Source organism: Cellulomonas sp. SLBN-39, from assembly GCF_006715865.1.
Lineage (GTDB): Bacteria > Actinomycetota > Actinomycetes > Actinomycetales > Cellulomonadaceae > Cellulomonas.
Genome location: NZ_VFOA01000001.1, coordinates 430,458 through 453,776, shown reverse-complemented (window position 1 = coordinate 453,776; position 23,319 = coordinate 430,458). Strand labels below are relative to the sequence as shown.

Annotated in this window: 17 protein-coding genes; 15 read left to right on the top strand and 2 right to left on the bottom strand. The window is 72.8% G+C overall.

Going from position 1 to position 23,319, the window contains the following annotated elements:
* The first annotated feature begins 13 nt into the window (after positions 1 to 13).
* From ychF to FBY24_RS01990, 8 genes are all read left to right on the top strand, one after another.
* Positions 14 to 1,111: a redox-regulated ATPase YchF gene (gene ychF, locus FBY24_RS02025; protein WP_142157616.1), complete on the top strand. Its 1,098-nt coding sequence runs from the start codon at positions 14 to 16 to the stop codon at positions 1,109 to 1,111.
* 24 nt (positions 1,112 to 1,135) lie between these two features.
* Positions 1,136 to 2,998 (top strand): class I SAM-dependent DNA methyltransferase, encoded by a 1,863-nt coding sequence (locus tag FBY24_RS02020; RefSeq protein ID WP_142157613.1) that lies wholly within the window; start codon positions 1,136 to 1,138, stop codon positions 2,996 to 2,998.
* A complete protein-coding gene (locus tag FBY24_RS02015; RefSeq protein ID WP_142157611.1) occupies positions 2,991 to 4,295 on the top strand; it encodes a restriction endonuclease subunit S in 1,305 nt (434 codons plus the stop codon). The genes FBY24_RS02020 and FBY24_RS02015 overlap by 8 nt, the downstream gene beginning before the upstream one ends.
* A 5-nt stretch (positions 4,296 to 4,300) precedes the next feature.
* Positions 4,301 to 4,693 (top strand): type II toxin-antitoxin system VapC family toxin, encoded by a 393-nt coding sequence (locus FBY24_RS02010; protein ID WP_222117193.1) that lies wholly within the window; start codon positions 4,301 to 4,303, stop codon positions 4,691 to 4,693.
* 64 nt (positions 4,694 to 4,757) lie between these two features.
* A complete protein-coding gene (locus FBY24_RS02005; RefSeq protein ID WP_142157607.1) occupies positions 4,758 to 5,429 on the top strand; it encodes a VOC family protein in 672 nt (223 codons plus the stop codon).
* Between the two features lie 310 nt (positions 5,430 to 5,739).
* The gene (locus FBY24_RS02000) at positions 5,740 to 7,611 is read left to right on the top strand and encodes an ABC transporter family substrate-binding protein (protein ID WP_142157605.1); all 1,872 of its coding nucleotides are present in this window, start codon (positions 5,740 to 5,742) and stop codon (positions 7,609 to 7,611) included.
* A gap of 313 nt (positions 7,612 to 7,924) precedes the next feature.
* Positions 7,925 to 9,460 carry an ABC transporter permease subunit gene (locus tag FBY24_RS01995; RefSeq protein ID WP_142163058.1) on the top strand — a complete coding sequence of 512 codons (1,536 nt, stop codon included), beginning with the start codon at positions 7,925 to 7,927 and terminating at the stop codon, positions 9,458 to 9,460.
* Positions 9,457 to 10,512: an ABC transporter permease gene (locus FBY24_RS01990; protein WP_142157603.1), complete on the top strand. Its 1,056-nt coding sequence runs from the start codon at positions 9,457 to 9,459 to the stop codon at positions 10,510 to 10,512. Before FBY24_RS01995 ends, FBY24_RS01990 begins: the two co-directional genes overlap by 4 nt.
* A gap of 28 nt (positions 10,513 to 10,540) precedes the next feature.
* On the opposite strand, the gene FBY24_RS01985 is transcribed toward FBY24_RS01990, so the two are convergent.
* Entirely contained in the window at positions 10,541 to 11,152 is a 612-nt protein-coding gene (locus tag FBY24_RS01985; RefSeq protein ID WP_140459857.1) for a PH domain-containing protein, read from the bottom strand.
* Between the two features lie 89 nt (positions 11,153 to 11,241).
* Between FBY24_RS01985 and FBY24_RS01980 the strand changes: the two genes are divergently transcribed.
* The 7 genes from FBY24_RS01980 to FBY24_RS18875 all read left to right on the top strand — a co-directional run bounded on the left by FBY24_RS01980 (position 11,242) and on the right by FBY24_RS18875 (position 22,899).
* Entirely contained in the window at positions 11,242 to 13,047 is a 1,806-nt protein-coding gene (locus FBY24_RS01980) for an ABC transporter ATP-binding protein (RefSeq protein WP_142157601.1), read from the top strand.
* Positions 13,048 to 13,274: 227 nt separating this feature from the next.
* A complete protein-coding gene (locus FBY24_RS01975; protein WP_142157599.1) occupies positions 13,275 to 15,266 on the top strand; it encodes an ABC transporter substrate-binding protein in 1,992 nt (663 codons plus the stop codon).
* Positions 15,267 to 15,356: 90 nt separating this feature from the next.
* Positions 15,357 to 17,288 carry a translational GTPase TypA gene (typA, locus tag FBY24_RS01970; RefSeq protein WP_142157597.1) on the top strand — a complete coding sequence of 644 codons (1,932 nt, stop codon included), beginning with the start codon at positions 15,357 to 15,359 and terminating at the stop codon, positions 17,286 to 17,288.
* Positions 17,285 to 18,229, top strand: a complete 945-nt coding sequence (locus tag FBY24_RS01965; protein ID WP_142157595.1) for a PIG-L family deacetylase — start codon at positions 17,285 to 17,287, stop codon at positions 18,227 to 18,229. The genes typA and FBY24_RS01965 overlap by 4 nt, the downstream gene beginning before the upstream one ends.
* Before the next feature lie 4 nt (positions 18,230 to 18,233).
* Entirely contained in the window at positions 18,234 to 18,677 is a 444-nt protein-coding gene (locus tag FBY24_RS01960; RefSeq protein WP_142157593.1) for a hypothetical protein, read from the top strand.
* The gene (locus FBY24_RS01955; protein ID WP_142157591.1) at positions 18,674 to 19,168 is read left to right on the top strand and encodes a flavin reductase family protein; all 495 of its coding nucleotides are present in this window, start codon (positions 18,674 to 18,676) and stop codon (positions 19,166 to 19,168) included. Before FBY24_RS01960 ends, FBY24_RS01955 begins: the two co-directional genes overlap by 4 nt.
* A 140-nt stretch (positions 19,169 to 19,308) precedes the next feature.
* Positions 19,309 to 22,899, top strand: coding sequence for a VanW family protein (locus tag FBY24_RS18875; RefSeq protein ID WP_160158403.1), 3,591 nt, complete (start codon positions 19,309 to 19,311; stop codon positions 22,897 to 22,899).
* Between the two features lie 76 nt (positions 22,900 to 22,975).
* Here FBY24_RS18875 and FBY24_RS01935 read toward each other — a convergent pair whose 3' ends face one another.
* Entirely contained in the window at positions 22,976 to 23,296 is a 321-nt protein-coding gene (locus tag FBY24_RS01935) for a hypothetical protein (protein ID WP_142157589.1), read from the bottom strand.
* Positions 23,297 to 23,319: the final 23 nt, after the last annotated feature.

Sequence of the window (23,319 nt, the reverse complement as noted above, 5' to 3'; positions counted from 1 at the left end):
AGACTCGGCCGACGTGGCTCTCACCATCGGCATCGTCGGACTGCCCAACGTCGGCAAGTCCACCCTCTTCAACGCGCTGACCCGTGCGCAGGTCCTCGCGGCGAACTACCCGTTCGCCACGATCGAGCCGAACGTGGGCGTCGTGCCGCTGCCCGACCCGCGCCTGGCGACGCTCGCGGGGATCTTCGGCTCCGAGCGGATCCTGCCCGCCACGGTGTCGTTCGTCGACATCGCCGGCATCGTCAAGGGCGCGAGCGAGGGCGAGGGCCTGGGCAACAAGTTCCTCGCGAACATCCGCGAGGCCGACGCGATCTGCCAGGTCACCCGTGCGTTCGCCGACCCCGACGTGGTCCACGTGAGCGGCAAGGTCGACCCCGAGGGCGACATCGAGATCATCGCCACCGAGCTCGTCCTCGCGGACCTGCAGACCCTCGAGAACGCGATCCCGCGGCTCGAGAAGGAGGTCCGCGGCAAGAAGACCGAGCCCGAGGTGCTGGACGCCGCGAAGCGCGCCCTCGCCGTCCTGGAGACGGGGCGGACGCTGTTCGCCGCCGGGCTGGGCGACGACGAGCACGTCCGCGCCCTGCAGCTCATGACGGCCAAGCCGTTCATCTACGTCTTCAACACCGACGACGCGGGCCTGTCCGACACGGCCATGCAGGAGCGGCTGCGCGCCCTGGTCGCGCCGGCCGACGCGATCTTCCTCGACGCGAAGTTCGAGTCCGAGCTCGTCGAGCTCGAGGAGGACGAGGCGCGCGAGATGCTCGAGGCCAACGGCCAGACCGAGGCAGGCCTGGACCAGCTCGCGCGCGTGGGCTTCCGCACGCTCGGCCTGCAGACGTACCTGACGGCCGGGCCCAAGGAGTCGCGAGCCTGGACGATCCGGCAGGGCTGGACGGCCCCGCAGGCGGCGGGCGTCATCCACACGGACTTCCAGAAGGGCTTCATCAAGGCGGAGGTCATCTCGTTCGCCGACCTCGTCGAGGCCGGGTCGGTGGCCGCGGCCCGGGCCGCTGGCAAGGCCCGCATCGAGGGCAAGGACTACGTCATGGTCGACGGCGACGTCGTGGAGTTCCGCCACGGAGGAACATCAGGCGCGGGAAAGAAGTAGAGCGACGAGCGAAGGAGGTGAACGATGGCAGAGAGCACGACTGAGAACCTCTTCCGTGAGTTCTACGGAGCGTCGACGTTCGTCGAGAAGCGCGATATCCCCAAGAAGTTCGGGTTCCGCTCCAAGCGGGCAGACTCGGAGGTCGACGGGTACCCCGACTTCTTCAAGGATATGGGCGAATGGCTCATCGTTGTCGAGGCGAAGTCAGGTGTGCCGGGGCTGAAGTCTGATCATGCCGCCGCTGAGGCCGACGTCCGCGGCTACATGACAAACAACGCTGTGCCGCACTCGGACATCATCGGCATCGCCGTCTCGGGGCAGACGCAGGGTTCACTCCGGGTGACCCACTTCCTCCGCAAGGGTGATAGCGAAGAGATCGAGGAACTCGACGAGCCCCGCTCCTTGGTCAGCCTGACGACGCTGACCAAGCACTACGAGGCGGCGGCCCACGGTGACCCGTTCTCGGATGCCCAGCTGCGACGCTTCCTCGTCCGGCTCAACGAGCGGTTCCATAAGGACTCCCGCGTGCGCGACACCGAGCGCTCGCTGTTCTTCTCCGCGCTCATGATCGCCCTGGACGACGCGCAGTTCCGCGCGGTCTACAAGTCGCAGGTGATCCCGGAGGATACCCGGCTTGTCGAGGCTCGCTACCTCAACGACCAGATCGTCGAGGCGGTCAAGCGTCAGCTCGACAAGAGGGCCAACTCTGAGTCGAAGCTAATCGACTGGCGGGACCGCTTCGCATTCGTTAAGACTGTCGACATCCCGCTCGACGAGTACAAGCAGATCATTGACGACATCGACCAGAGGGTGCACCAGCCCTCGAAGAGCGCGGTGAAGCGCGATATCCTGGGCCGGGCGTACAAGATCTTCCTGTCGCGCGCCGGCAAGATGGACAACAAGAACATCATCCTGACGCCCGACCATATCAAGACATTTATGGTCAACCTCGCGAGGCTCGAGCGTGACGACGTCGTGCTCGACACCTGCATGGGCTCCGGCGGTTTCCTCATGGACGCGATGGAGCAGCTCGTCGACAAGGCTCACGGCGATGAGCAGCGAATCGAGCACATCCATGAGAACCAGTTGATCGGGTTTGAACTCGATGCAATCCTGTTTGCCCTCGCCTGCTCGAACATGTTCCTGCACGGAGACGGTCGGTCGAATCTGCTGTACCGAGACTCCCTCGTGACGCATGGGAAGTCGTTTGCGGTGGCCAAGAGCGATGAGAAGCTCCGAGATTACGTGAAGAGCTTGAGGCCCACGAAGTGCGTCATTAATCCGCCCTACGAGAACGACAGCCCGATCAACTTCACGATGTCGGCGATCGAGTACCTCGAAGAGGGTGGGCGGCTCATTATCATCATGCCGAACAACACCCTGACCAAGACCTCGAACCAGAAGGCCGCGTTGGCGATCTTGGGTCGCGCGAGGCTCGATTTTGTAATCGACATGCCTCAGCAGCTCTTCTTTGAGCAGAAGCGCGGCGTCAAGACCTCGGTCTTCGGTTTTACGAAGACTGCGAACGGCCACGAGCGCGATGCACTGGTGACCTTCATGGACATGGAAGACGACGGCCACGAGGTTCAGGTCGCGCACGGCCGAAGGGATACTGGGCGATGGGGCGCCATCGCCGCGAGGGCGCTATCGGTAATCCGTGATGGCCTCGAGGACGCGGAAGCGCGGTCTTGGCGTTCCCCGATCTTCGCCGACGACGGTGGGCTCGTCGCACGGGGCGTGAAGCGCAACCCCTGGCCGCCGGCCGAGTCGCACGACCTCGACGCCGCGATCTCAAACTGGCAGGAGGCTCGCGCCGAGCGCGAAGCGGCGCAGGAGCGATTGATGCAGATCCTGTCGGAAGCGGGGATTGGCGGCTTCGATGCCTGAGTGGCCGACCGCGAGGATCGGCGAGCATGTCAAGCGCGTCGTGGAGCCTGTCCGGCTCGAGCCCGATCGCGAGTATTCTTCGCTGGGCATCCGCTACGGGAGCGGAATCTACGTCCGCAGCGTGAAGTTCGGACGACAACTCCGGACGAGGATGTACCGGGCTGGTGCGGGGCAGTTCATCTACTGCATCCTGGACTCCCAGCGAGGCCCCTTCGACGTCGTGCCAGAGGAGCTGGATGGCGCGATCATCACGAACAAGTTCCCGACCTATGAGGTCGGCCCCGACCTGTTGCCCGAGTTTTTGAAGCTTACCTTCCAGCGCCGTGCGACGCTTGAGTCCATCGGAGCGGCACGCCAGGGGGCCGAAGGGCGTTCCGAATGGAAGCCGGATCAATTCGAGGCCCACGTCATCCCGTTCCCGCCTCGACGCGTGCAAGGCCGGATCATCGAGATCATGGCCTCCTTTGACGCCATGCGCGAGGCTCTCGAAGCCGAGGTTGCGGCGGTGCAGGCGGCTCGGCCCGCGATCCTGGCCGAGATGCTCCAGCGGCGGGATGACTCTTGGACCGAGGCGCCAGTCGGCGAGATTGGCACGCTGACGCGTGGCAAGCGGTTCATCAAGTCCGACTACGTCGACAGCGGCATCGGATGCATCCACTACTCGCAGATCCACACCGATTTCGGAGCGCTGACGGACGATGTGCATTCTTGGCTGCCGGAGGCGATGCGGCCCAAGCTGCGTTACGCGGAGCCGGGGGACCTCGTGATCGCCGGGACGAGCGAGAACGTCGATGGCGTGCTGAAGGCGGTCGCCTGGCTCGGAAGCGAGCCTGTCGCGGTGCATGACGACGCGTACATCTGGAAGCACTCGCTGGAGCCTCGGTTCGCCTCCTACCTGTTCGCATCTCCGGCGTTTCGCGCACAGATCCAGCGTGTCTTCTCGGACACGAAGGTCGTTCGGGTCTCCAAGGACAATCTCGAACGACTGACCCTGCCGATCCCGCCTCGAGACGTTCAGGAGACGATTGCTGACGCGATGGCCGCCCTCGACCGTCGGATCGCCGCGACTGCGGAGGAATCTGTGCGCGCGCAGGCCGCACGCGCCGCACTCCTGGACGCACTGCTCACTCGCAAAGTGGCGGTCTCTGTCCCACCGGACGACGATGTCGGCGACCCCGGCTTCGCGGGCAATGTCGCGGTCCTCGACGGCATCGCGGGCTGGAACCGGGGGTCGGGCGCGACGCTCGACGACGTCCTGACCGCCCGTGACGAGGAGAGGGCGGGATCGGCCGGGTGATCGTCGTGGACGCATCCGTCATGGCACTGGCCTTCGCCGACCCCGACGAGGAGCCTCGTGTCCTCGCGGCCCATCGCGCTCTCCGTCACGACCCGGCGTGGGCGGTCCCGGAGCACTGGCGCACCGAGGTGCTCAGCGCCCTGCGCGGGTTGTGGCGGGGAGGCAAGATCGACGCCGGCCGGGCGGACCGCGCTGTCGCGGCCCTCGCGGAGGTGACGGTCGCTGTGACGCCGACGGGGCCGCACCTGCGCAGGATGTGGGAGCTGCGGTCGAACCTGTCGATGTACGACGCCGCCTACGTCGCTGTCGCCGAGGCGCACGCGGTCACCCTCGTCACGGCGGATGCGCGGATCGCTCGGGCCGGGGTCGCCCGCTGCCCGGTGCAGGTGGTCGCGTGACGGGGCACCCGGTCCGGCCGCGGTCCCGCGCGCAGGTGTGGGTGGTGCGGGTCACGATGGGGCCATGACGACGCTCACGGCGCAGCAGATCGCGGACGCACGCCTCACCGGCTGGGTGAACCTCGGGGACGGGTTGCGCACGCGGGTGCGCACGGGGGACTTCGCGACGGGGCTGGCGCTCGTCGAGGCGATCGGCGCGGTGGCGGAGGAGGTCCAGCACCACCCCGACCTCGACCTGCGCTACGCGTTCCTCGACGTGCGCCTGGTCAGCCACGACGCCGGCGGGGTGACCGCGCGGGACGTCGCGCTGGCGCGCACCGTCACCGACCTGGTCGCGCGCATGGGGGCCGCGCTCGACGGTGCCGCGGTGCAGCGGTTCGACCTGGCGCTCGACACCCCGGAGCGGGCGGGCGTGCAGCCGTTCTGGCGGGCGCTGCTCGGCTACGAGGACACGCCGGGGCAGGACGACGAGGTGCGGGACCCCGCGGGCGGTCTGCCTGCCGTGTGGTTCCAGGAGTCCGGGGCCGGGGAGCCGCGGCAGCGCTGGCACCTGGACGTGTGGGTCGACCCGTCCGCGGTGGCCGGTCGGGTCGAGGCGGCGACGGCTGCCGGGGGGACGCTCGTCGACGACACCGCGGCGCCCTCGTTCTGGGTGCTGGCCGACCCCGAGGGCAACCGCTCGTGCCTGTGCACCTGGCAGTCCCGCGACGCGGGCGCCGACGGCCCGGCGGACTGACCGGCGTTTACCACAGATCGCCTCCACGCGGGTGGCCACGGGTCCGGTTCGGCCCCTCCGTCGTCTGTGTCGTGCATGTTTCACCTTGGTTACCGCTCGGTACGTCTCGCATGCTGGACGGTACCCACCAGTATCGATCAGGTAACGATCACCCGCTGCCGTGATCCGGTGTTCGTCGACCCCGGTGCTGCGCCGCTAGGTTGGCCCCAACTCACGGCGGGCGACCCTGCCCGCGCCACCCGGTGCAGCGCCCCTGGCGCTCCTGCCGCGGCGCGGTCGTCGATCGCCCTCCACCGTCACAGGAGGAACCTTGAAGATCAGGCGAATCAGCGCCGCGACGGCCGTCCTTGCGGCCGGCGCCCTCGTGATCTCCGCATGCTCCGGGCCGGACACGGCCTCGGAGATCGAGGAGGACACCGCGGTCAACGTCGGGTGGAACCAGCCGTTCTACTCGCAGAACAACCTGACGTCGACCGGCAACGCGACCACCAACGCGAACGTCCTGTACCTGACGAACGCGGCGTTCAACTACTACGACGGTGACCTCGCGCTGCAGCAGTTCTCGGACTTCGGCACGTACGAGAAGGTCTCCGACGACCCGCTGACGGTGAAGTACACGATCAACGAGGGCGTCACCTGGTCCGACGGCACCGCCGTCGACGCGGCCGACATGATCCTCTACTGGGGCCCCCAGAACGACGCCTTCGACAACGTCGAGCCCGAGTACGACGAAGAGGGCAACATCACCAACCAGGACGCCATCGACGCGGGCGTCTACTTCGACGGCTCCTCCGTCGCGATGACCCTGGTCGAGGAGGCCCCCGAGGTCTCCGACGACGGCCGGTCGGTCACCCTGGTCTACACCGAGCCCCGCTCCGACTGGGAGGTCTCCTTCCAGCCGTCGCCCGTCGCCGCGCACGCGGTCGCCAAGCGTGCTCTCGGCATCGAGGACGCCGCGGAGGGCAAGCAGGCCATCATCGACGCCTTCACGAACAACGACACCGAGGCGCTGTCGGACATCGCGAGGGTCTGGAACAACGACTTCAACTTCACCGCGCTGCCCGAGGACGAGGAGCTCTACCTCTCCTCCGGCGCGTACGTGATGTCGGAGTACGTCGAGAACCAGTACATGACCCTCACGGCGCGCGACGACTACACCTGGGGCCCCAAGCCCAAGGTCGAGTCGATCACGATCCGCTACAGCGAGGACCCGCTGGCGTCGGTCACCGCCCTGCAGAACGGTGAGGTCGACCTCATCCAGCCGCAGTCGTCGGTCGACGTCATCGAGACCCTCGAGGGTCTGACGGACTCGGGCATCACGTACACGGCGGCGCCCGAGGGCACGTTCGAGCACGTCGACCTCATCATGAACAACGGCGGCCCGTTCGACCCGGCCACCTACGGCGGCGACGCGGAGAAGGCGCGCCTCGTCCGTGAGGCCTTCCTCAAGGCCGTCCCGCGCGACGAGATCATCGAGAAGCTCATCACCCCGCTGCAGGAGGACGCCACGACGCGTGACTCCTTCACCGTGGTCCCGGGCTCGCCGACCTACGACGACGTCGTGGCCAACAACGGCTCCGACGCCTTCGCCGAGGTCGACATCGACGGCGCCAAGGCGCTCCTCGAGGAGGCCGGCGTCTCCACCCCGATCGACGTGCGCTTCCTCTACGGCAAGTCGAACGTCCGCCGCGCCAACGAGTACCAGCTCATCGCGGCCTCGGTCGAGCAGGTCGGCTTCAACCTGATCGACGGCGGCGACGACAACTGGGGCTCGCTGCTCACGCAGACGGACACCTACGACGCCTCCCTGTTCGGCTGGCAGTCCACCAACACCTTCGCCCTGAACTCCGAGGCGAACTACGTCACCGGTGGTCTGAACAACTTCGGCGGGTACTCCAACGACGACGTCGACAAGTGGTACAAGGACATGGCGACGGCCGACGCCGAGGAGGAGCAGGCGCTGACGACCCAGATCGAGGCGCAGCTCTACGAGGACGCGTTCGGCATCCCGATCTTCCAGTTCCCGGGCGTGGTCGCGAACCGTGAGGTGCTCAAGGGCGTCTCGACGATCCCGCTGTCCCCGACCATCTTCTGGAACTACTGGGAGTGGGAGATCGCGGCCGCCGACGTGCTCGACGGCCCGACGGCGACCGAGGCTCCGGCCGAGGACACCGAGGAGTGACCCAGCAGCAGTAGCCACACGGCACGGGGGTGCCGCGGTCGTCATCGGCCGCGGCACCCCCGCCGTGTGAGCGCACGTCCTCGACGCGCCCCCGGCACCCGCAGTACCACAAGACGGGCGGGAGCCCCGTGACCCCCGACCGCGGGGGGAGCGCCGGCGCGGTCGTAGACTCGACCCCCTCATCGCCCTCGCACCCCTGAGGTCTGGATCCATGACCACCTCCGAGAAGGAGCTCGCTGCGGCGAGCCCTGACGCGGTCGCCCCGTCGACCGGTGCCGCCCCGCGGCGCCGACGCCTCGGCGACCGTGCCCCGATGCTCACGTTCATCGGCCGACGACTGCTGTCGTCCGGTGTCGTGCTGCTCGGGGCGACGTTCATCGTCTACATGCTGCTCGCGTACGCCCTCGACCCCCTCGAGGACCTCTACGCCAGCACCGCCCCGAACAAGGAGCAGCTGATCGAGTCGCGCATCCGCGCGCTCGACCTCGACACCCCGCCGGCGATCCGCTACCTCAAGTGGCTCCTGGGCGTGCTCGGGTACCTCGTCGGCCGCGGCACCCTGGGCACCAGCTGGATCACCGGCCAGGACGTGACCCACATGCTCGCGGTCGCGATCCCGTCGACGGTGCAGCTCATCGCCATGTCGACCGTGCTCGCGATCGTGCTCGGCATCGCCGTCGGCATCGCGTCGGCCCTGCGCCAGTACACGGGCTTCGACTACTCGGTGACGTTCCTGTCGTTCGTGCTGTACTCCCTCCCGTCGTTCTGGGTGGCGGTGCTGCTCAAGCTCTGGGGCGCGATCGGCTTCAACGACTTCCTCGCCGATCCCACGCTGCAGTGGTGGACGGTGGCCGGGATCGGCCTCGTCGGCGGCCTGGTGTTCCAGGTGCTCGTCGGCGGCGACCTGCGTCGACGACTGTCGACGTTCCTGCTCGCCACGCTCGCGACGGCGGCGGTCCTCTGGGGCGCGACGGCGACCGGCTGGCTCCTGGACCCGCGGCTCGGGCAGATCGGCATCGCGGTCCTGGGCGGCGGCGCGGCCGTCGGCCTGACGGCGCTCACCACGGGTCTGCGCGACCGGCGTGCGCTGTACACGTCGCTCACGGTCGTCGCGATCGGCGTCCTGCTGTGGTTCCCGCTGCAGTACGTCTTCGTCGGCGCGACCGGTCTGCTCATCTTCGGCCTGGCGGTCGTCGCGATCGGCGTCGGTCTGCTCGTCGGCTGGCTCTTCGGCGGTCCGGACCGCGGGCAGCAGATGCGCAACGGTGCGCTGACGGCGCTCGTGGTCGCGATCCTCGTCTTCACCGACCGGGTGATGCAGGTGTGGGAGGCGTACTCGAACTCCAGCCGCATCAACGGCCGGCCGATCGCGACCATCGGTTCGCAGACGCCGGGCCTGTCGGGCGACTTCTGGGTGTCGACGCTCGACACGTTCACGCACCTGCTGCTGCCGACGCTGGCGCTGATCCTCATCTCGTTCGCGTCGTACACGCGGTACTCGCGCGCCAGCCTGCTCGAGGTGATGAACCAGGACTACATCCGCACCGCGCGGTCCAAGGGCCTGCCCGAGCGGCTGGTGACGATGCGGCACGCCTTCCGCAACGCGCTCATCCCGCTCGCGACGATCATCCCGCTGGACCTCGCCGCGCTGTTCGGCGGCGCCATCATCACCGAGCGCATCTTCGGCTGGAGCGGCATGGGGACCCTGTTCCTGAAGTCCCTGCAGACGTCCGACGCCGACCCGATCATGGGGTACTTCCTCGTCATCGGCTCGATGCTCGTGCTCGCCAACATCGTCGTCGACTTCGTCTACGCCGGGCTCGACCCGAGGATCAGGGTGAACGCATGACCTCCCCCGCCCCCATCTCCCCGCAGAACCTCGACGGCCAGCACCACGACGCCGTCGAGAACGCGATCGAGCTCAAGGACGTCGAGGGCCTCTCGCAGGGCCGCATCGTCGTGCGCCGCTTCCTGCGCCACCGCGGTGCCATGGTCGCCGCGTTCGTGCTGACGGCGGTCGTCCTGCTCGCCTACACGTCGATCGGCGTGGGCCCGCTGCCCGGCTGGTGGAAGTACCAGCCGAACGACCTGTCGCCCATCGCCAACGCCGGCGGCGCGCCGACGCTGTCGTTCTCGGGCGGCCTGTCCATCGGCGAGCACCCGCTCGGCCAGGACAACGTCGGTCGTGACGTGTTCGCGCTGGTCATGCGTGGCACGCAGACGTCGCTGCTCGTGATGTTCATCGTCGGGATCCTGTCCTCGGCCATCGGCATCGCCGTGGGGGCCGTGGCCGGCTACTTCCGCGGGCGCCTGGACAACGTGATCATGCGCTTCACCGACATGATCATCACGATCCCGGTCATCATGATCGGCGCGATCCTCGGCCGCTGGGTCGGCGGCGCCACGCCGGTGCTCCTCGCCATCGCCCTGTCGATGGTCACGTGGACCACGATGGCGCGGCTCGTCCGCGGGGAGTTCCTCGCGCTGCGCGAGCGGGAGTTCGTCGACGCCGCCCGCGTGGCCGGCGCCAGCGACGTGCGGATCATGTTCAAGCACATCCTGCCGAACGCGATCGGCGTCATGATCGTCAACGCGACGCTGCTCATGGCCTCGGCGATCCTGCTGGAGACCGCTCTGAGCTACCTCGGGTTCGGCATCAGCTTCCCGAACACCTCGCTGGGCACGCTGATCAACGACTACCAGTCCGCGTTCGCGACGCGACCGTGGCTGTTCTGGTGGCCGGGCCTGTTCATCGTGACCATCGCCCTGTGCATCAACTTCCTGGGCGACGGGCTGCGGGACGCGTTCGACCCGCGTCAGCGCCGCATCCCGACGCGTCGTGCCCTGGCCCGTGCGGACCGTCGCGCGGCCAAGGCCCGTCCGGCGACCGCGACGGTCTGAGACCGTGCCGCTCGTGACCTCCCGCGCGTCAGCGCGTGAGTCCGACCACCGCGAGGGCCAGCAGGACCCCCGCGGCGACGAGCGTCCCGACGTGCCACCGCACGACGGGCGTCGGGCGCTCGAGCCGCGGGTCGTCCAGCACGCCGGCCTCGACCAGCTGCTCCCAGCGGCGGCGCACCACCAGCGCCGCCGCACCGGAGTCGGTGCCGGCCAGGTCGCCGGCCCGGACCCCGCCACCGGTGCCGTAGGTGCTGGACGGCAGGTGCGCGTAGTCCTCGGGCCGCGCACGCCCCGTCCGCACCGCGCTCGGTGCGGGCGCGGCCCACGCGGCGTAGGTGCCGTAGGGGGTCTGCAGGGCCAGCGCGTACCGGGTCTCGACCGCCTCCACGGCGGTCCAGGGCACCTCGACGGTGCGGGTCACGTTGACCAGCTCCACACCGGCCGGTGTGACCACGACGGCGGGGCGCCAGTACGCGGCCCACGCGCCGAGGCCCGCCAGGGCCAGCACGGGCAGCCAGGGGAGGGTCGCCGCGACGTCCGCGACGAGTCCGCTCACGGCCCCGGCCGTGCACAGCACGACGACCACCACAGCCAGAGCACGACCGAAACCCGGTCGGACCACGACGACCTCCGCATCCATGCGGCCATCGTCCCAGACCCCTCACGCCGGCAGGACCGGCGCGACGGCCTCGCCGCAGGCGCGCGCCGCACGGAAGGAGACGCTCGACCGTGAGCACCGACACCCTCGCCCCCACCCCGGGCGCACCGACGGCCACGCCGATCCTGGAGGTCCGCGACCTCACGGTCGAGTTCTTCGTCGACGGCCAGTGGTACCCCGCCGCCGTCGACGTCTCCTACGACGTCCGGCCCGGCGAGGTCCTGGCCATCGTCGGCGAGTCCGGCTCGGGCAAGACCCAGTCGTCGATGTCCCTCATCGGCCTGCTGCCGCAGAACGGCCGCTCGACGGGCTCGGCCAAGCTGGCCGGCACCGAGCTGCTGGGCCTGTCCCACAAGCAGCTCTCGCGCGTGCGCGGCAACGACGTCGCCGTCATCTTCCAGGAGCCGATGACGGCCCTGAACCCCGTCTACACGGTCGGGTTCCAGATCGTCGAGACGCTGCGCACGCACTTCTCCATCGGGCCGAAGGAGGCCCGGGAGCGCGCGGTCGAGCTGCTGCGCATGGTCGACCTGCCCGACCCGGAGACGTCGGTCGACAAGTACCCGCACCAGCTCTCGGGCGGTCAGCGTCAGCGCGCGATGATCGCGCAGGCCCTCGCGTGCGACCCCAAGCTGCTCATCGCCGACGAGCCGACCACCGCGCTCGACGTGACGGTGCAGGCGGAGATCCTCAAGCTCATGCGGGACCTGCGCTCGCGCATCGACTCCGGCATCGTGCTCATCACCCACGACATGGGCGTCGTCGCCGACCTCGCCGACCGGGTCCTGGTGATGAAGAACGGCCGGATCGTCGAGCAGGGCACCGCGGAGCAGATCTTCAACGCCCCGACGCACCCGTACACCATCGAGCTCCTCGACGCCGTGCCGCACCTGGGCTCGTCGAAGGCCGCCGCCCCCGGCGGGCACGCCGACGCCCACGCGCACGTGGCGGACGTGGCGGCCCCGGTCGTGGCGACCGCGCAGGACTTCGCGCTCGAGGCCACGGGCCTGGCCATCGAGTACCCCGCCCGGGGGCGGATGCCCGCGTTCCGTGCGGTCAGCGACCTCGACCTGCACATCCGGCGCGGCGAGGTGCTCGGGCTCGTCGGCGAGTCGGGCTCGGGCAAGACGACCGTCGGCCGTGCCGCGGTGGGTCTGCTGCCCGTCGCCGCGGGCTCGCTGAAGATCAACGGCGTCGAGATGAACGGCATCTCCCGCAAGGCGCTGCGCGCGGTGCGCCAGGACGTCTCGATCGTGTTCCAGGACCCGGGCTCCTCGCTGAACCCGCGCCTGCCGATCGGCGAGTCCATCGGCGAGCCGCTCAAGCTGCACAAGGTCGCCGAGGGCAAGGCCCTGAGCAACCGGGTCGAGGAGCTGCTGGACGCGGTCAACCTGCCGCGGGCCATGCGCAACCGGTACCCGCACGAGCTGTCCGGCGGTCAGCGCCAGCGCGTCGGGATCGCCCGTGCGCTCGCGCTGTCGCCGCAGCTGCTCATCGCCGACGAGCCCACGTCGGCGCTCGACGTCTCGGTGCAGGCCCGCGTGCTGGACCTGTTCCAGGAGCTGCAGCGCGAGTACGGCTTCGCGTGCCTGTTCATCAGCCACGACCTCGCCGTCGTCGAGATCCTGTCCAGCCGGATCGCGGTGCTGAACAAGGGCCGGCTCGTCGAGGTCGGGGACCGCCAGCGGATCCTGCGCGAGCCGCAGGAGGACTACACGCGCCGGCTGCTCGCCGCGGTGCCCGTGCCCAACCCCGCGGAGCAGCGCCTGCGCCGCGAGGAGCGGGACCGCCTGATCGCCGGCGGCGGCGACGGCACCGCCCCGCGCCCCGCGGCCCCGGCCGTGCCCGCGGTGGGCGGGGACGTCCCGGGCGTCTGACGACCGACGCGACGACGGCCCCGGCGGGCACCTGACCGCCGGGGCCGTCGCACGTCCGGGCGCGGTCCTGCGCGGCGCGCCGTGGCGGGACCCGGCGCCCTTCCGCGCGCCCCGCGCGCCGGGCGCCCGTCGCGTGGCATCGTCCGTGCGGCGGGCCGCAGCGGTGGCCGTGGGCGGCCGGCGGCAGGGTCCGGGCGCGGCCGGGTGGAGCGGGGGCGATCGTGGACGTGCAGGGACGGACGGTGCGGGGTGCGGCCGCGGCCGGGGCGGTGCTGCTGGCGCTGGTGGCGTGCACGTCGACGGAGCCGGAGCACGACCGGGCCGACGACGTCGTGGTCGCGGCCGGCTCGCCCTTCCTCTCGCTGAACGCGGGTACCGCGGCAGGGCTCGCGCCCGGCAGCACGCTGGTGCGCGGGCTCGTCCAGTCCGGGTTCACGTCCCTCGAGCAGGACGGCAGCGTCGTCGCCGACCCGTCGTTCGGCACGGTCGAGGTCGTCGACGACGAGCCGTTCACCGTGCGGTACACGATCGCCGAGACGGCCCGCTGGTCGGACGGCGTGCCGGTGACGCCCGCGGACCTGCTGCTGGAGTGGGCCGCGCGCTCGGGCCAGCTCGACGAGGTGGTGCCGGAGACCGGCGCGGACGGCCTGCCCGTCGACCCCGCGGCGCTCGACGACGTCGTCGCGTTCGCGGCGACCTCGCCCGCCCTCGTGCACGCCACGGCCGTGCCGCGCGTCGACGGCGCCACCGTCACCGTCGTCCACGACCGCCGCGTCGCGGACTGGCAGGTGGCCCTCGACGTCAACCTTCCCGCGCACGTCGTCGGGCGGCTGGCCCTCGACCCGGCCGCGCGGACGGAGGCCGGCCCCGCGCCGACCGCGACGGGCAGCGTCGCGCCGACCGGCACCCCGACCCCCGCCACCACGGCGGCGGCGTCGGGCGGAGCCACGACCGGCTCCACCGCCGACCCCGCCGCCGACCCCACGGCGGTCGCCGCCGACGCCGCACGGTGGGCCGGGGCGGTGCGGACCGCGGTCGAGGAGCAGGACCGCGACGCCCTGGTCGACGTGTCGCGCGTGTGGCGCTCGGCGGGCACGGCGGGCGACGTCGCCACCGACCCGGTGCTGACGACGACGACCGGACCGTACGTCCTCGCCCAGGTCGACGAGGACGGGGTGGTAGCAGTCCCGAACGACGCCTACACCGGCGCCGCACCGGCCGCGTACGCGAGCGTGCGGGTCCGGACGGACCTCGACCCGCTCGCGCAGGTCGACGCGGTGGCCGCGGGCGACGTCGACGTCGCGGCACCGCTGAGCACGGGTGACGTGCTCGCCGCCGCGGCGCAGGTCGAGGGCGCCACGGCGCTCACCGGCGTGGACGCCGTCCTGCAGCTGGTGCTCCAGGAGGGCGGGGGAGGGGTGTTCGACGCCGCGTCCTCGTCCGCCGAGGAGGCGACGGCCGCGCGCGCCGCGTTCGTCGCCGCGGTCCCCCGCGAGGAGGTGCTCACGCGGGCGGTGGAGCCGCTCTGGGGTGACGCGACGGTCTCCGACGACGTCCTCGCCGAGGTCGCCCTCGGTCCGCTCGCGCAGGTGGCCGGCACGGACGCGACGGCCGCCCCGACGGGCGCTGCCCCGACCGGCACGCCGCCGACCGGCACCCGGCCGACCGGTTCGGCGACGACCACGCGGGCCCCGGCCGTCGCGGGTGCCGCCGACGGACTCGTCGTGCGCGTCCTGGCCAACACCGACGACCCGGTCCGTGCCGAGGCGGTCGAGGTCGTCACCTCGGCGGCCGCGGACGCGGGGATCGCGGTCGTCGTCGCCGAGGTCGACGACCCCGTGGCTGCGCTCCGGTCCGAGCCCGAGGCGTGGGACGCGGCGCTCGTCCCGGTCGCGCAGGAGCCCTTCGGGGTGTCCGCGGCGGTGGCCCGCTGGCGCACGGGCGGCGCGACCAACGTCACGGGCCACGCGGACGCGGACCTGGACGAGGCGCTCGACGCCCTCGACCGCACGGTCGACGCGGACGCCCGGGCCGAGGCGCTCGTGGCCGCGGCCGAGGGGCTGCGCGCGTCCGGCGCGGTGCTGCCGCTCGTCCGCACCCCGGCGCTCACGCTCGTGCGCGACGTCCCCGTGGCCGGCCTGCCGACGCCCGCCGGGGTGCCCCTGCTGGTGCCCGCCCGCGCCGACCTCACGTCCTGGTGGGGGTGGGTCCGCGGCTGACGCCGGGACCGGTCTGGACGGGGCGGGTAGGATCTGACGCTGGCGCCGTCGCCGGCGCGTCCCCCACCCCCTCGTGAAGTGAGTACCCGTATGCCCGCCACCGACCAGGCGGCCGCCGTTCGCGGCGACCTGCGCAACGTCGCGATCGTCGCGCACGTCGACCACGGCAAGACCACCCTCGTCGACGCCATGCTCTGGCAGTCGGGCGCGTTCGGCGCGCACGACCACATCGACGAGCGGGCGATGGACTCCGGTGACCTCGAGCGCGAGAAGGGCATCACGATCCTCGCGAAGAACACCGCGGTCCGGTACTCCGGCCCGGCGGCCGCGGCGATCGGCCAGCCCGAGGGTGTGACGATCAACGTCATCGACACCCCCGGGCACGCGGACTTCGGCGGCGAGGTGGAGCGCGGGCTGTCGATGGTGGACGGCGTCGTGCTGCTCGTCGACGCGTCGGAGGGCCCGCTGCCGCAGACGCGGTTCGTGCTGCGCAAGGCCCTCGCGGCCAAGCTGCCCGTGATCCTCGTGGTCAACAAGGTCGACCGGCCGGACGCGCGCATCGAGGAGGTCGTGCACGAGGCGACCGACCTGCTGCTCGGCCTGGCGTCGGACCTGCACGAGGACGTGCCGGACCTCGACCTCGACGCGATCCTCGACGTCCCCGTCGTGTACGCCGCGGCGAAGGTCGGCCGGGCGTCGCTGGAGCAGCCCGCCGACGGCGGCCTGCCCGACAGCCCGGACCTCGAGCCGCTGTTCAAGACGATCCTCGAGAAGATCCCCGCGCCGACGTACGACCCGGCCGCGCCGCTGCAGGCCCACGTGACGAACCTCGACGCGTCGCCGTTCCTCGGGCGCCTGGCGCTGCTGCGCATCCACAACGGCACCCTGCGCAAGGGGCAGACCGTCGCGTGGGCGCGCCAGGACGGCTCGCTGCAGAACGTGAGGATCACCGAGCTGCTGGAGACGAAGGCGCTCGAGCGGGTCCCCACGGACTCGGCCGCACCGGGTGACATCGTCGCGGTGGCCGGCATCGAGGACATCACCATCGGCGAGACCCTCACCGACCCCGACGACCCGCGGCCCCTGCCGCTCATCACGGTCGACGACCCCGCGATCTCGATGACCATCGGCATCAACACGAGCCCGCTGGCCGGCAAGGGCGGCAAGGGCCACAAGGTCACCGCCCGCCAGGTCAAGGACCGCCTCGACCGCGAGCTCATCGGCAACGTGTCGCTGCGCGTGCTGCCCACCGAGCGTCCCGACGCGTGGGAGGTGCAGGGCCGCGGCGAGCTGGCGCTGGCGATCCTCGTCGAGCAGATGCGCCGCGAGGGCTTCGAGCTGACCGTCGGCAAGCCGCAGGTCGTGACCAAGAAGGTCGACGGCAAGGTGCACGAGCCCGTCGAGCGCATGACGATCGACGTCCCCGAGGAGTACCTCGGTGCGGTCACGCAGCTCCTCGCGCAGCGCAAGGGCCGCATGGAGACCATGTCGAACCACGGCACCGGCTGGGTCCGCATGGAGTTCCTCGTGCCGGCGCGCGGCCTCATCGGCTTCCGCACGCGCTTCCTCACCGACACGCGCGGCACGGGCATCGCCTCGTCGATCTCCGAGGGGCACGAGCCCTGGGCGGGCCAGATCGAGACGCGCGTCAACGGTTCGCTGGTCGCGGACCGCGCGGGCGTCGCGACGCCGTTCGCCATGCTCAACCTGCAGGACCGCGGCACGTTCTTCGTGGAGCCGACGTCCGAGGTGTACGAGGGCATGGTCGTCGGCGAGAACGCACGCAACGAGGACATGGACGTCAACATCACCAAGGAGAAGAAGCTCAACAACATCCGGTCGTCGACGTCGGAGTCGTTCGAGAACCTCGTGCCGCCGCGCAGGCTGACGCTCGAGGAGTCGCTCGAGTTCGCGCGCGAGGACGAGTGCGTCGAGGTGACGCCGCAGGTCGTGCGCATCCGCAAGGTGGTGCTCGACCAGACCGAGCGCGCCCGGCAGACGGCGCGCAACAAGAAGGCGTGACGGGCGGGCTGCTCGCCGTCCACGCCCACCCGGACGACGAGACGCTCGCCACGGGCGCGCTGCTCGCCACCTGGGCGGCGACCGGCGCGCCCGTCACGGTGGTCACGGCCACCCGTGGCGAGCGCGGCGAGGTCATCGGCGAGCGGCTCGCGCACCTCGAGGGCGACGGTCCCGCTCTGGCGGCGCACCGGGAGCGTGAGCTCGCGGGCGCCCTCGAGGCGCTCGGCGTCCGTGACCACGTCTTCCTCGACCGGGTCGCGCCCCACGGCCCGGGCGACCGGCTGGAGGACTCGGGCATGGCCTGGGTCGCCTCCGGCCGGGCGGGCGCCGCGGACGACGTCCCGGCCGGGGCGTTCGTCCGGGCCCCCGTCGAGCAGGCGGTGGACGCGCTGGCCCGCGTGCTGCGCGACCGGCGCCCCGCCGTCGTCGCGACGTACGAGCCCGGCGGTGGCTACGGCCACCCCGACCACGTGCGCGTGCACGAGGTGACCGTGCGTGCCGTGGCGCAGGCGGCGGCACACGGCGACGACGTGCACGGCGCGCACGTGGTCGACGTGGTGCTGTGGGCCGTCCAGGGCGAGTCCGACCTGCGGGCAGCCCGCGCCGCGCTGCACCGTGCGCCCGGGACCGGTGGGGACCTCGCGCTGCCCGGCGCCGACGACCCCCTGCCCTCGGTCGCGGTGCCCGACGCCGACGTCGACCTGCACGTCGACGTGCGACCCGTGCGGGCGCGCGTGCTGGCGGCGCTGCGTGCGCACGCCACCCAGGTCCAGGCCGTCGCTGCCCTCGACGAGGGCACCCTCGTGGGCGTCTACGCGCTGAGCAACGGCGTCCTCGCGCCGCTCCTGCCGTCGGAGCAGTACCGCGTGGCGCCCGCGCCCGCCGGTGCGGGCGGGCCCGCGGGCGTCGCGTGGCCCGCCGGTGTCCGACGGGTAGCCTGACGCGGTGCAACCTCAGCCCCTCACCGTGGCCGCGTTCGGCCGCGCGGCCGGTGCGTTCGCGCTCGGGCTCGGCGTCGGCGCCCTCGGCACGGTCATGCACCGGGCCGTCCAGCCCTGGGGGCTCGTGCTGTCCCTGACGCTCGTGCTGGTGGCCGCGCTGACGAGCCGCGCCTGGGGGCGCTGGCCCACGTTCGTCGGGTTCGCCGGCGGTCTCTTCCTGGCCGTGCAGACGTTGACGTCGGGCGGTCCCGGCGGTGACGTCCTCGTGCCCGGGACCGACGCCTGGGGCTGGGCGTGGGTGCTCGGCGCGATCGCGACGTGCGCCGTCCCGGCCCTGCTGCCCCGCCGGCTCTTCGTCGACCCGCCCCTCGACGCCGCCGGCCCCGCCACGCCCGGCCTCGACCCGGCCGCGCCGACGACGGCCGGCGGGACCCTGGACGAGCGGTGAGCGGACCCGTCGACGCCGACGCGTTCCGCAGCGCCGTCGGCCGGCTCGCCTCCGGCGTCGTCGTGGTCACCGCGCTCGTGCGGGGAGCCGCGCACGCCATGACGGCGAGCTCCGTCGCCTCGGTCTCGCTCGACCCCGCGCTGCTGCTCTTCTGCGTGCACCGGGACGCCCGCTTCCGCGACCTGCTCGACGACGTCGACGGCTGGGCCGTCTCCGTGCTCGCCGACACCCAGGCCGACGTCGCGGACTGGCTGGCCTCGCCCGGCCGGCCGGTCGTCGGGCAGCTCGACCGCGTCCCGCACCGTGCGGCGCCCGTGTCGGGGGCGCCGTGGGTCGACGGCGCCGCCTCCTGGTTCGACTGCCGCACCGTCGCCGTGCACGAGGCGGGCGACCACGACGTGGTGGTCGGCGAGGTCCTGGCGGTGTCGCAGGGGGAGCCCGCGCTCGGCGGGCTGGTGCACCTGCGGGGTCGCGTCCGTGCCCTGCGCTGAGCGCGGGCCGTCGGGCGGGTGGCGTGGACGTGCGGTGACGATCGGGTCACGAGGTCCGGGACGGACCCGGCGGCGAGGCATCCGCACGTAGAATCGCCCGGGCGCAGAGGACGCGCGCAGGGAGCACCCTCGGGGGATCGATGACGCAGGGCACAGGCACGCCGGCCGGGCAGCACACGCACGAGGGCGGCGTCGAGCCCCCCGCCGACGGCACCGACGGCGTGAGCGCCGCGCCGGCCGACGAGCGCGAGGAGCGTGGCGGCCCGGAGGCGGTCGCCGAGCAGCCCGCCGACGCTCCGGGCGAGGACGACGGCGACCCGACGACGCCCGCAGCCGACGAGCCGGCCGAGCAGGTGCCGGCCGACGCGGCACCGGCCGAGCGGGCTCCGGAGTCCGCGGCACCGGTCGAGCGGGCACCGGAGTCCGCGGCACCGGTCGAGGCGACCCCGGCCGGCACGACCGAGGACGACCAGCCGCCGGCAGGGGTGACCCACGGTGAGCGGTCCAGCGCGGGCGTGACGCCTGCCCCCACGGTGCCGGACCCCGCACCCGTGGCCGTGCCGCCCGCGTCTGCCGAGCAGCCGCGACCCTCCGCCGTCGCACCGACCCGGCCGGCCGGTCGTGTGCTCGGTGCACCCCGGTCGCCGGCTCCGCCGCCCGTCGACCCCGGGTCGAGCTGGCCGACGTGGGAGGACGTGGCGATCACCACGACCCCCGCGGACGCGACCCGGGCGGGCACGGCGCCCGAGGCGGACGCCTCCGGCGGGCCTGCGCCCGAGTCGCCGCTGACCCCGCCCGCGGCGACGACACCGCCCGCGGCGACGACCCCCGCCGCGACACCGCCCGCGGCGACGACCCCCGCCGCGACACCGCCCGCTCCGACGGCGTCCGCCGCAGCACCGTCCGCCGCAGCGCCGTCCGCCGCGACACCGCCCGCAGCCACGCCACCGACGGTCCCTCCGGCGGCGGCAGGGGCGGCCGCGCCGTCCGCCGTGACCCCGCCGGCTGCGGCCACCCCGCCCGCGGCAGTCCCGCCGACGGCGGGCGCTGCGCCTGCCGCCGCTCCGCCGGCCCCGGTGCGCGGCGCACCCGCCGCCCCGGTGGCGCTCACGTCCGGCGGGCTCTCGGCGCTCGCCCAGGCCGCGCTCACGTCGTCCTTCTCCGGCCGCCCGGCGACCGCGGACGGCGACGGGTCGACCCCTGACCGGCCCTCTGAGCCGCCCGTGACGGCGGCACCGTCCGCCGGTGACGAGGCTCCCGCCGCTCCCGCGGGCGGATCGGTGCCCGGCGCCGCCGACGGGCCCGCGGCGGCAGCCGCGCCTGCGGCCCCCGCCGCGCCGGCCTCCGGCACCGCTGCGGGCGCGACCGCCGCCCCCGCCGCCCCGACCCGCCCGGCCGGTGCCGGCACCGCAGCCGTCCCTCCGGCCGCAGCCGCTGCGACGACGGACGCGCCCCGGGGCGCGGGTGCACCGCAGGCGGGCGCCGCGACGCCGTCCGTCGCCGCGCCACCGGTCACGCGGGAGCCCGTGGCCCCGGCGGCCGTGCCGGCCCCGGCGGCCCCTCCTGCCGCGGTCCCGCCGTCGCCGCCCTCGTCGGCCGCCGCCGGTCCCGAGGGCCCGGTGCAGCCCGGCGACGAGGACGACTCGACGCGGGCGATCCCGGTGCTCGCCGCCGCTGCGGCCGCGGCCGCGACGTCGGGCACGGCCGGCACCGCGACCGCGCCGGAGGCGGAGCCGACGGCCCGCCAGGACGCCGGGACGGACCCCGGGAGCACCACAGGTCAGCCCGCCGGGCCGGCCGTGCCCCCGGCGGACGACGGCGACGACGACTCGACGCGCGCCGTCCCGACGGTCCTCCCGGCCGCCGCGGCGGCCGTCCCGGCGCAGCCCACCGAGGCCGGCGACGAGACGGCGGCCGGTCCGTCCGCCGCTGCGGTCGCGGCTCCGGCTCCGCCTCCGGCACCGGCTCCCGGGTCGGCGGAGGTGGCCGCACCGGAGGACCCGTCGCCGCTCGACGTCTTCGAGCCGGACGACGGGCGACGGCGCTGGCCCCGGGTCCTGGCGGTCGTCGGTGGCGCGGTGCTGATCCTGGGCGGCGTGTACGCGGGCGCGTCGTACGCGCTCGGTGACACGGTCCCGCGCGGCGCCACCGTCGCGGGCGTCGAGATCGGCGGCATGGCGAGCACGGAGGCCGTGACAGCTCTCACCGACGGTCTCGCGGACCGCACGGGGGAGGCGGTGCCGGTCGTCGCGGAGGACGCGCAGGCCGAGCTCGACCCGGTCGCCGCGGGACTGACGTTCGACCCGGAGGCGACGGTCGACTCCCTGACCGGCGTCGACCTGGCCCAGCCCGTGCGGCTGTGGGAGCACCTGGTGGGCGTCGGGGACGTCACGCCGGTGACGCAGGTCGACGACGACGCGCTCGACGCGGCCCTCGACGGGCTGTCGGAGACGGTGCGGCTGGCACCGGTCGACGGGACGGTCGTGTTCGCCGACGGTGCGGCGCACATGACCGACGCGGTCGACGGCTGGGAGCTCGACCTCGACGCGGCGGCCACGACGGTCCGCGACGAGTGGCTCTCGGGGGAGCGCCCGCTGGCGCTGCCGACGGTCGTCACGGAGCCCGACGTCACGCAGGCCGAGACGGAGCGGGTGCTCGACGAGATCGCGGAGCGGCTCGCGGCGGCACCGGTCACGGTGCAGGTCGGCGACCGGCAGGCGACGCTCGACGTCGCGACGATCACCGCGAACACCGCCTTCGTGCCGGAGGAGGGCGAGCTCGTCGCCCAGCTCGACGGCGAGGCGCTGGGTGCGAAGGTCCTCGAGCAGCTGCCCGACCTGCTGACCCCGGCGTCGGACGCGCACTTCGAGTTCCAGGACGGTGCGCCGGTGATCGTGCCGGGTGCGGCGGGCACGAGCATCGACCCCGCGCAGCTCGCGGACTCCGTGCTGGCGGCCGCGACGGCCGACGACCGGGCCGCGCGCATCGAGCTGGTCGAGACGGACCCGGCGCAGACGACGGAGGCGCTGGAGGCCCTCGGCGTCAAGGAGGTCGTCTCGGAGTTCTCCACGCCGCTGACGAGCGAGCCGCGCCGCACGCAGAACATCGCGAACGGCGCCGCCAAGATCTCCGGCACCCTGATCAAGCCTGGCGAGACGTTCAGCCTGACCGAGGCGCTCGGTCCGGTGGACGGCGCGCACGGGTACGTGCAGGCGGGCGCGATCATCAACGGCGAGCACCGGGACGCATGGGGCGGCGGCCTGTCGCAGATCTCGACGACGACGTTCAACGCGGCGTACTTCGCCGGCTTCGAGGACGTCGAGCACCAGCCGCACAGCGAGTGGTTCCAGCGCTACCCCGAGGGGCGCGAGGCCACGATCTTCACCGGTGTCATCGACATGAGGTGGAAGAACAACACCCCGTACGGCGCGCTGGTGCAGGCCTGGGTCGCGGACGGGCGGGTGCACGTGCAGATCTGGGGCACGAAGCACTTCACGGTCGAGACCGAGAAGAGCGGCCGGTCGGGCGTGGTGCAGCCGTCGACGGTGTACTCGCAGTCGGCGACGTGCGAGCCGCAGAGCGCGGGGAACCCGGGCTTCACGGTGACGAACACCCGCCGGGTGTACCTCGAGGGCGAGCTGGTGGACACGACGTCGACGACGTGGCGCTACAAGCCGCAGAACCGCGTGGTGTGCGGCAGCGCGCCGGCGGCGGGTGCGCCCGAGGGCTGACCCGGGTCGTGCCCGGAGGGCAGTCGTGGCTCTGCCTCGGCCGCCCTCCGTGCTGCCGGGGCGCGTCCGCCGGGGGTCAGGGGTCCGGGCGGTCGTCCTCGCGGTGCCGGCGGGTGCGCGGCGCGGGCGGGGGCGGGACGCGCTTGCCCAGCGCGATGACGTCCGCCGGGACGTGCACGACGTCGCCGTGGCGGGTGCGCAGCGTCACGCCGTCGCCGTCGATCTCGACGACGTGCCCGAGGACGTCGGTGTGCCGGGGCTCGCCCGCGGGGGCGTCCGGCGGCAGGTCACGGCGCCGGCGGACGACGACGCGGTCGCCCACGGACCACTCCCGCCAGGGCCCTGCGGGGGCCTGCGGGGTGCTGCCGGGCGGGTTCGGGCTCGAAGGACCGTGCACGTGGGGGATACTAGGTCGACCCC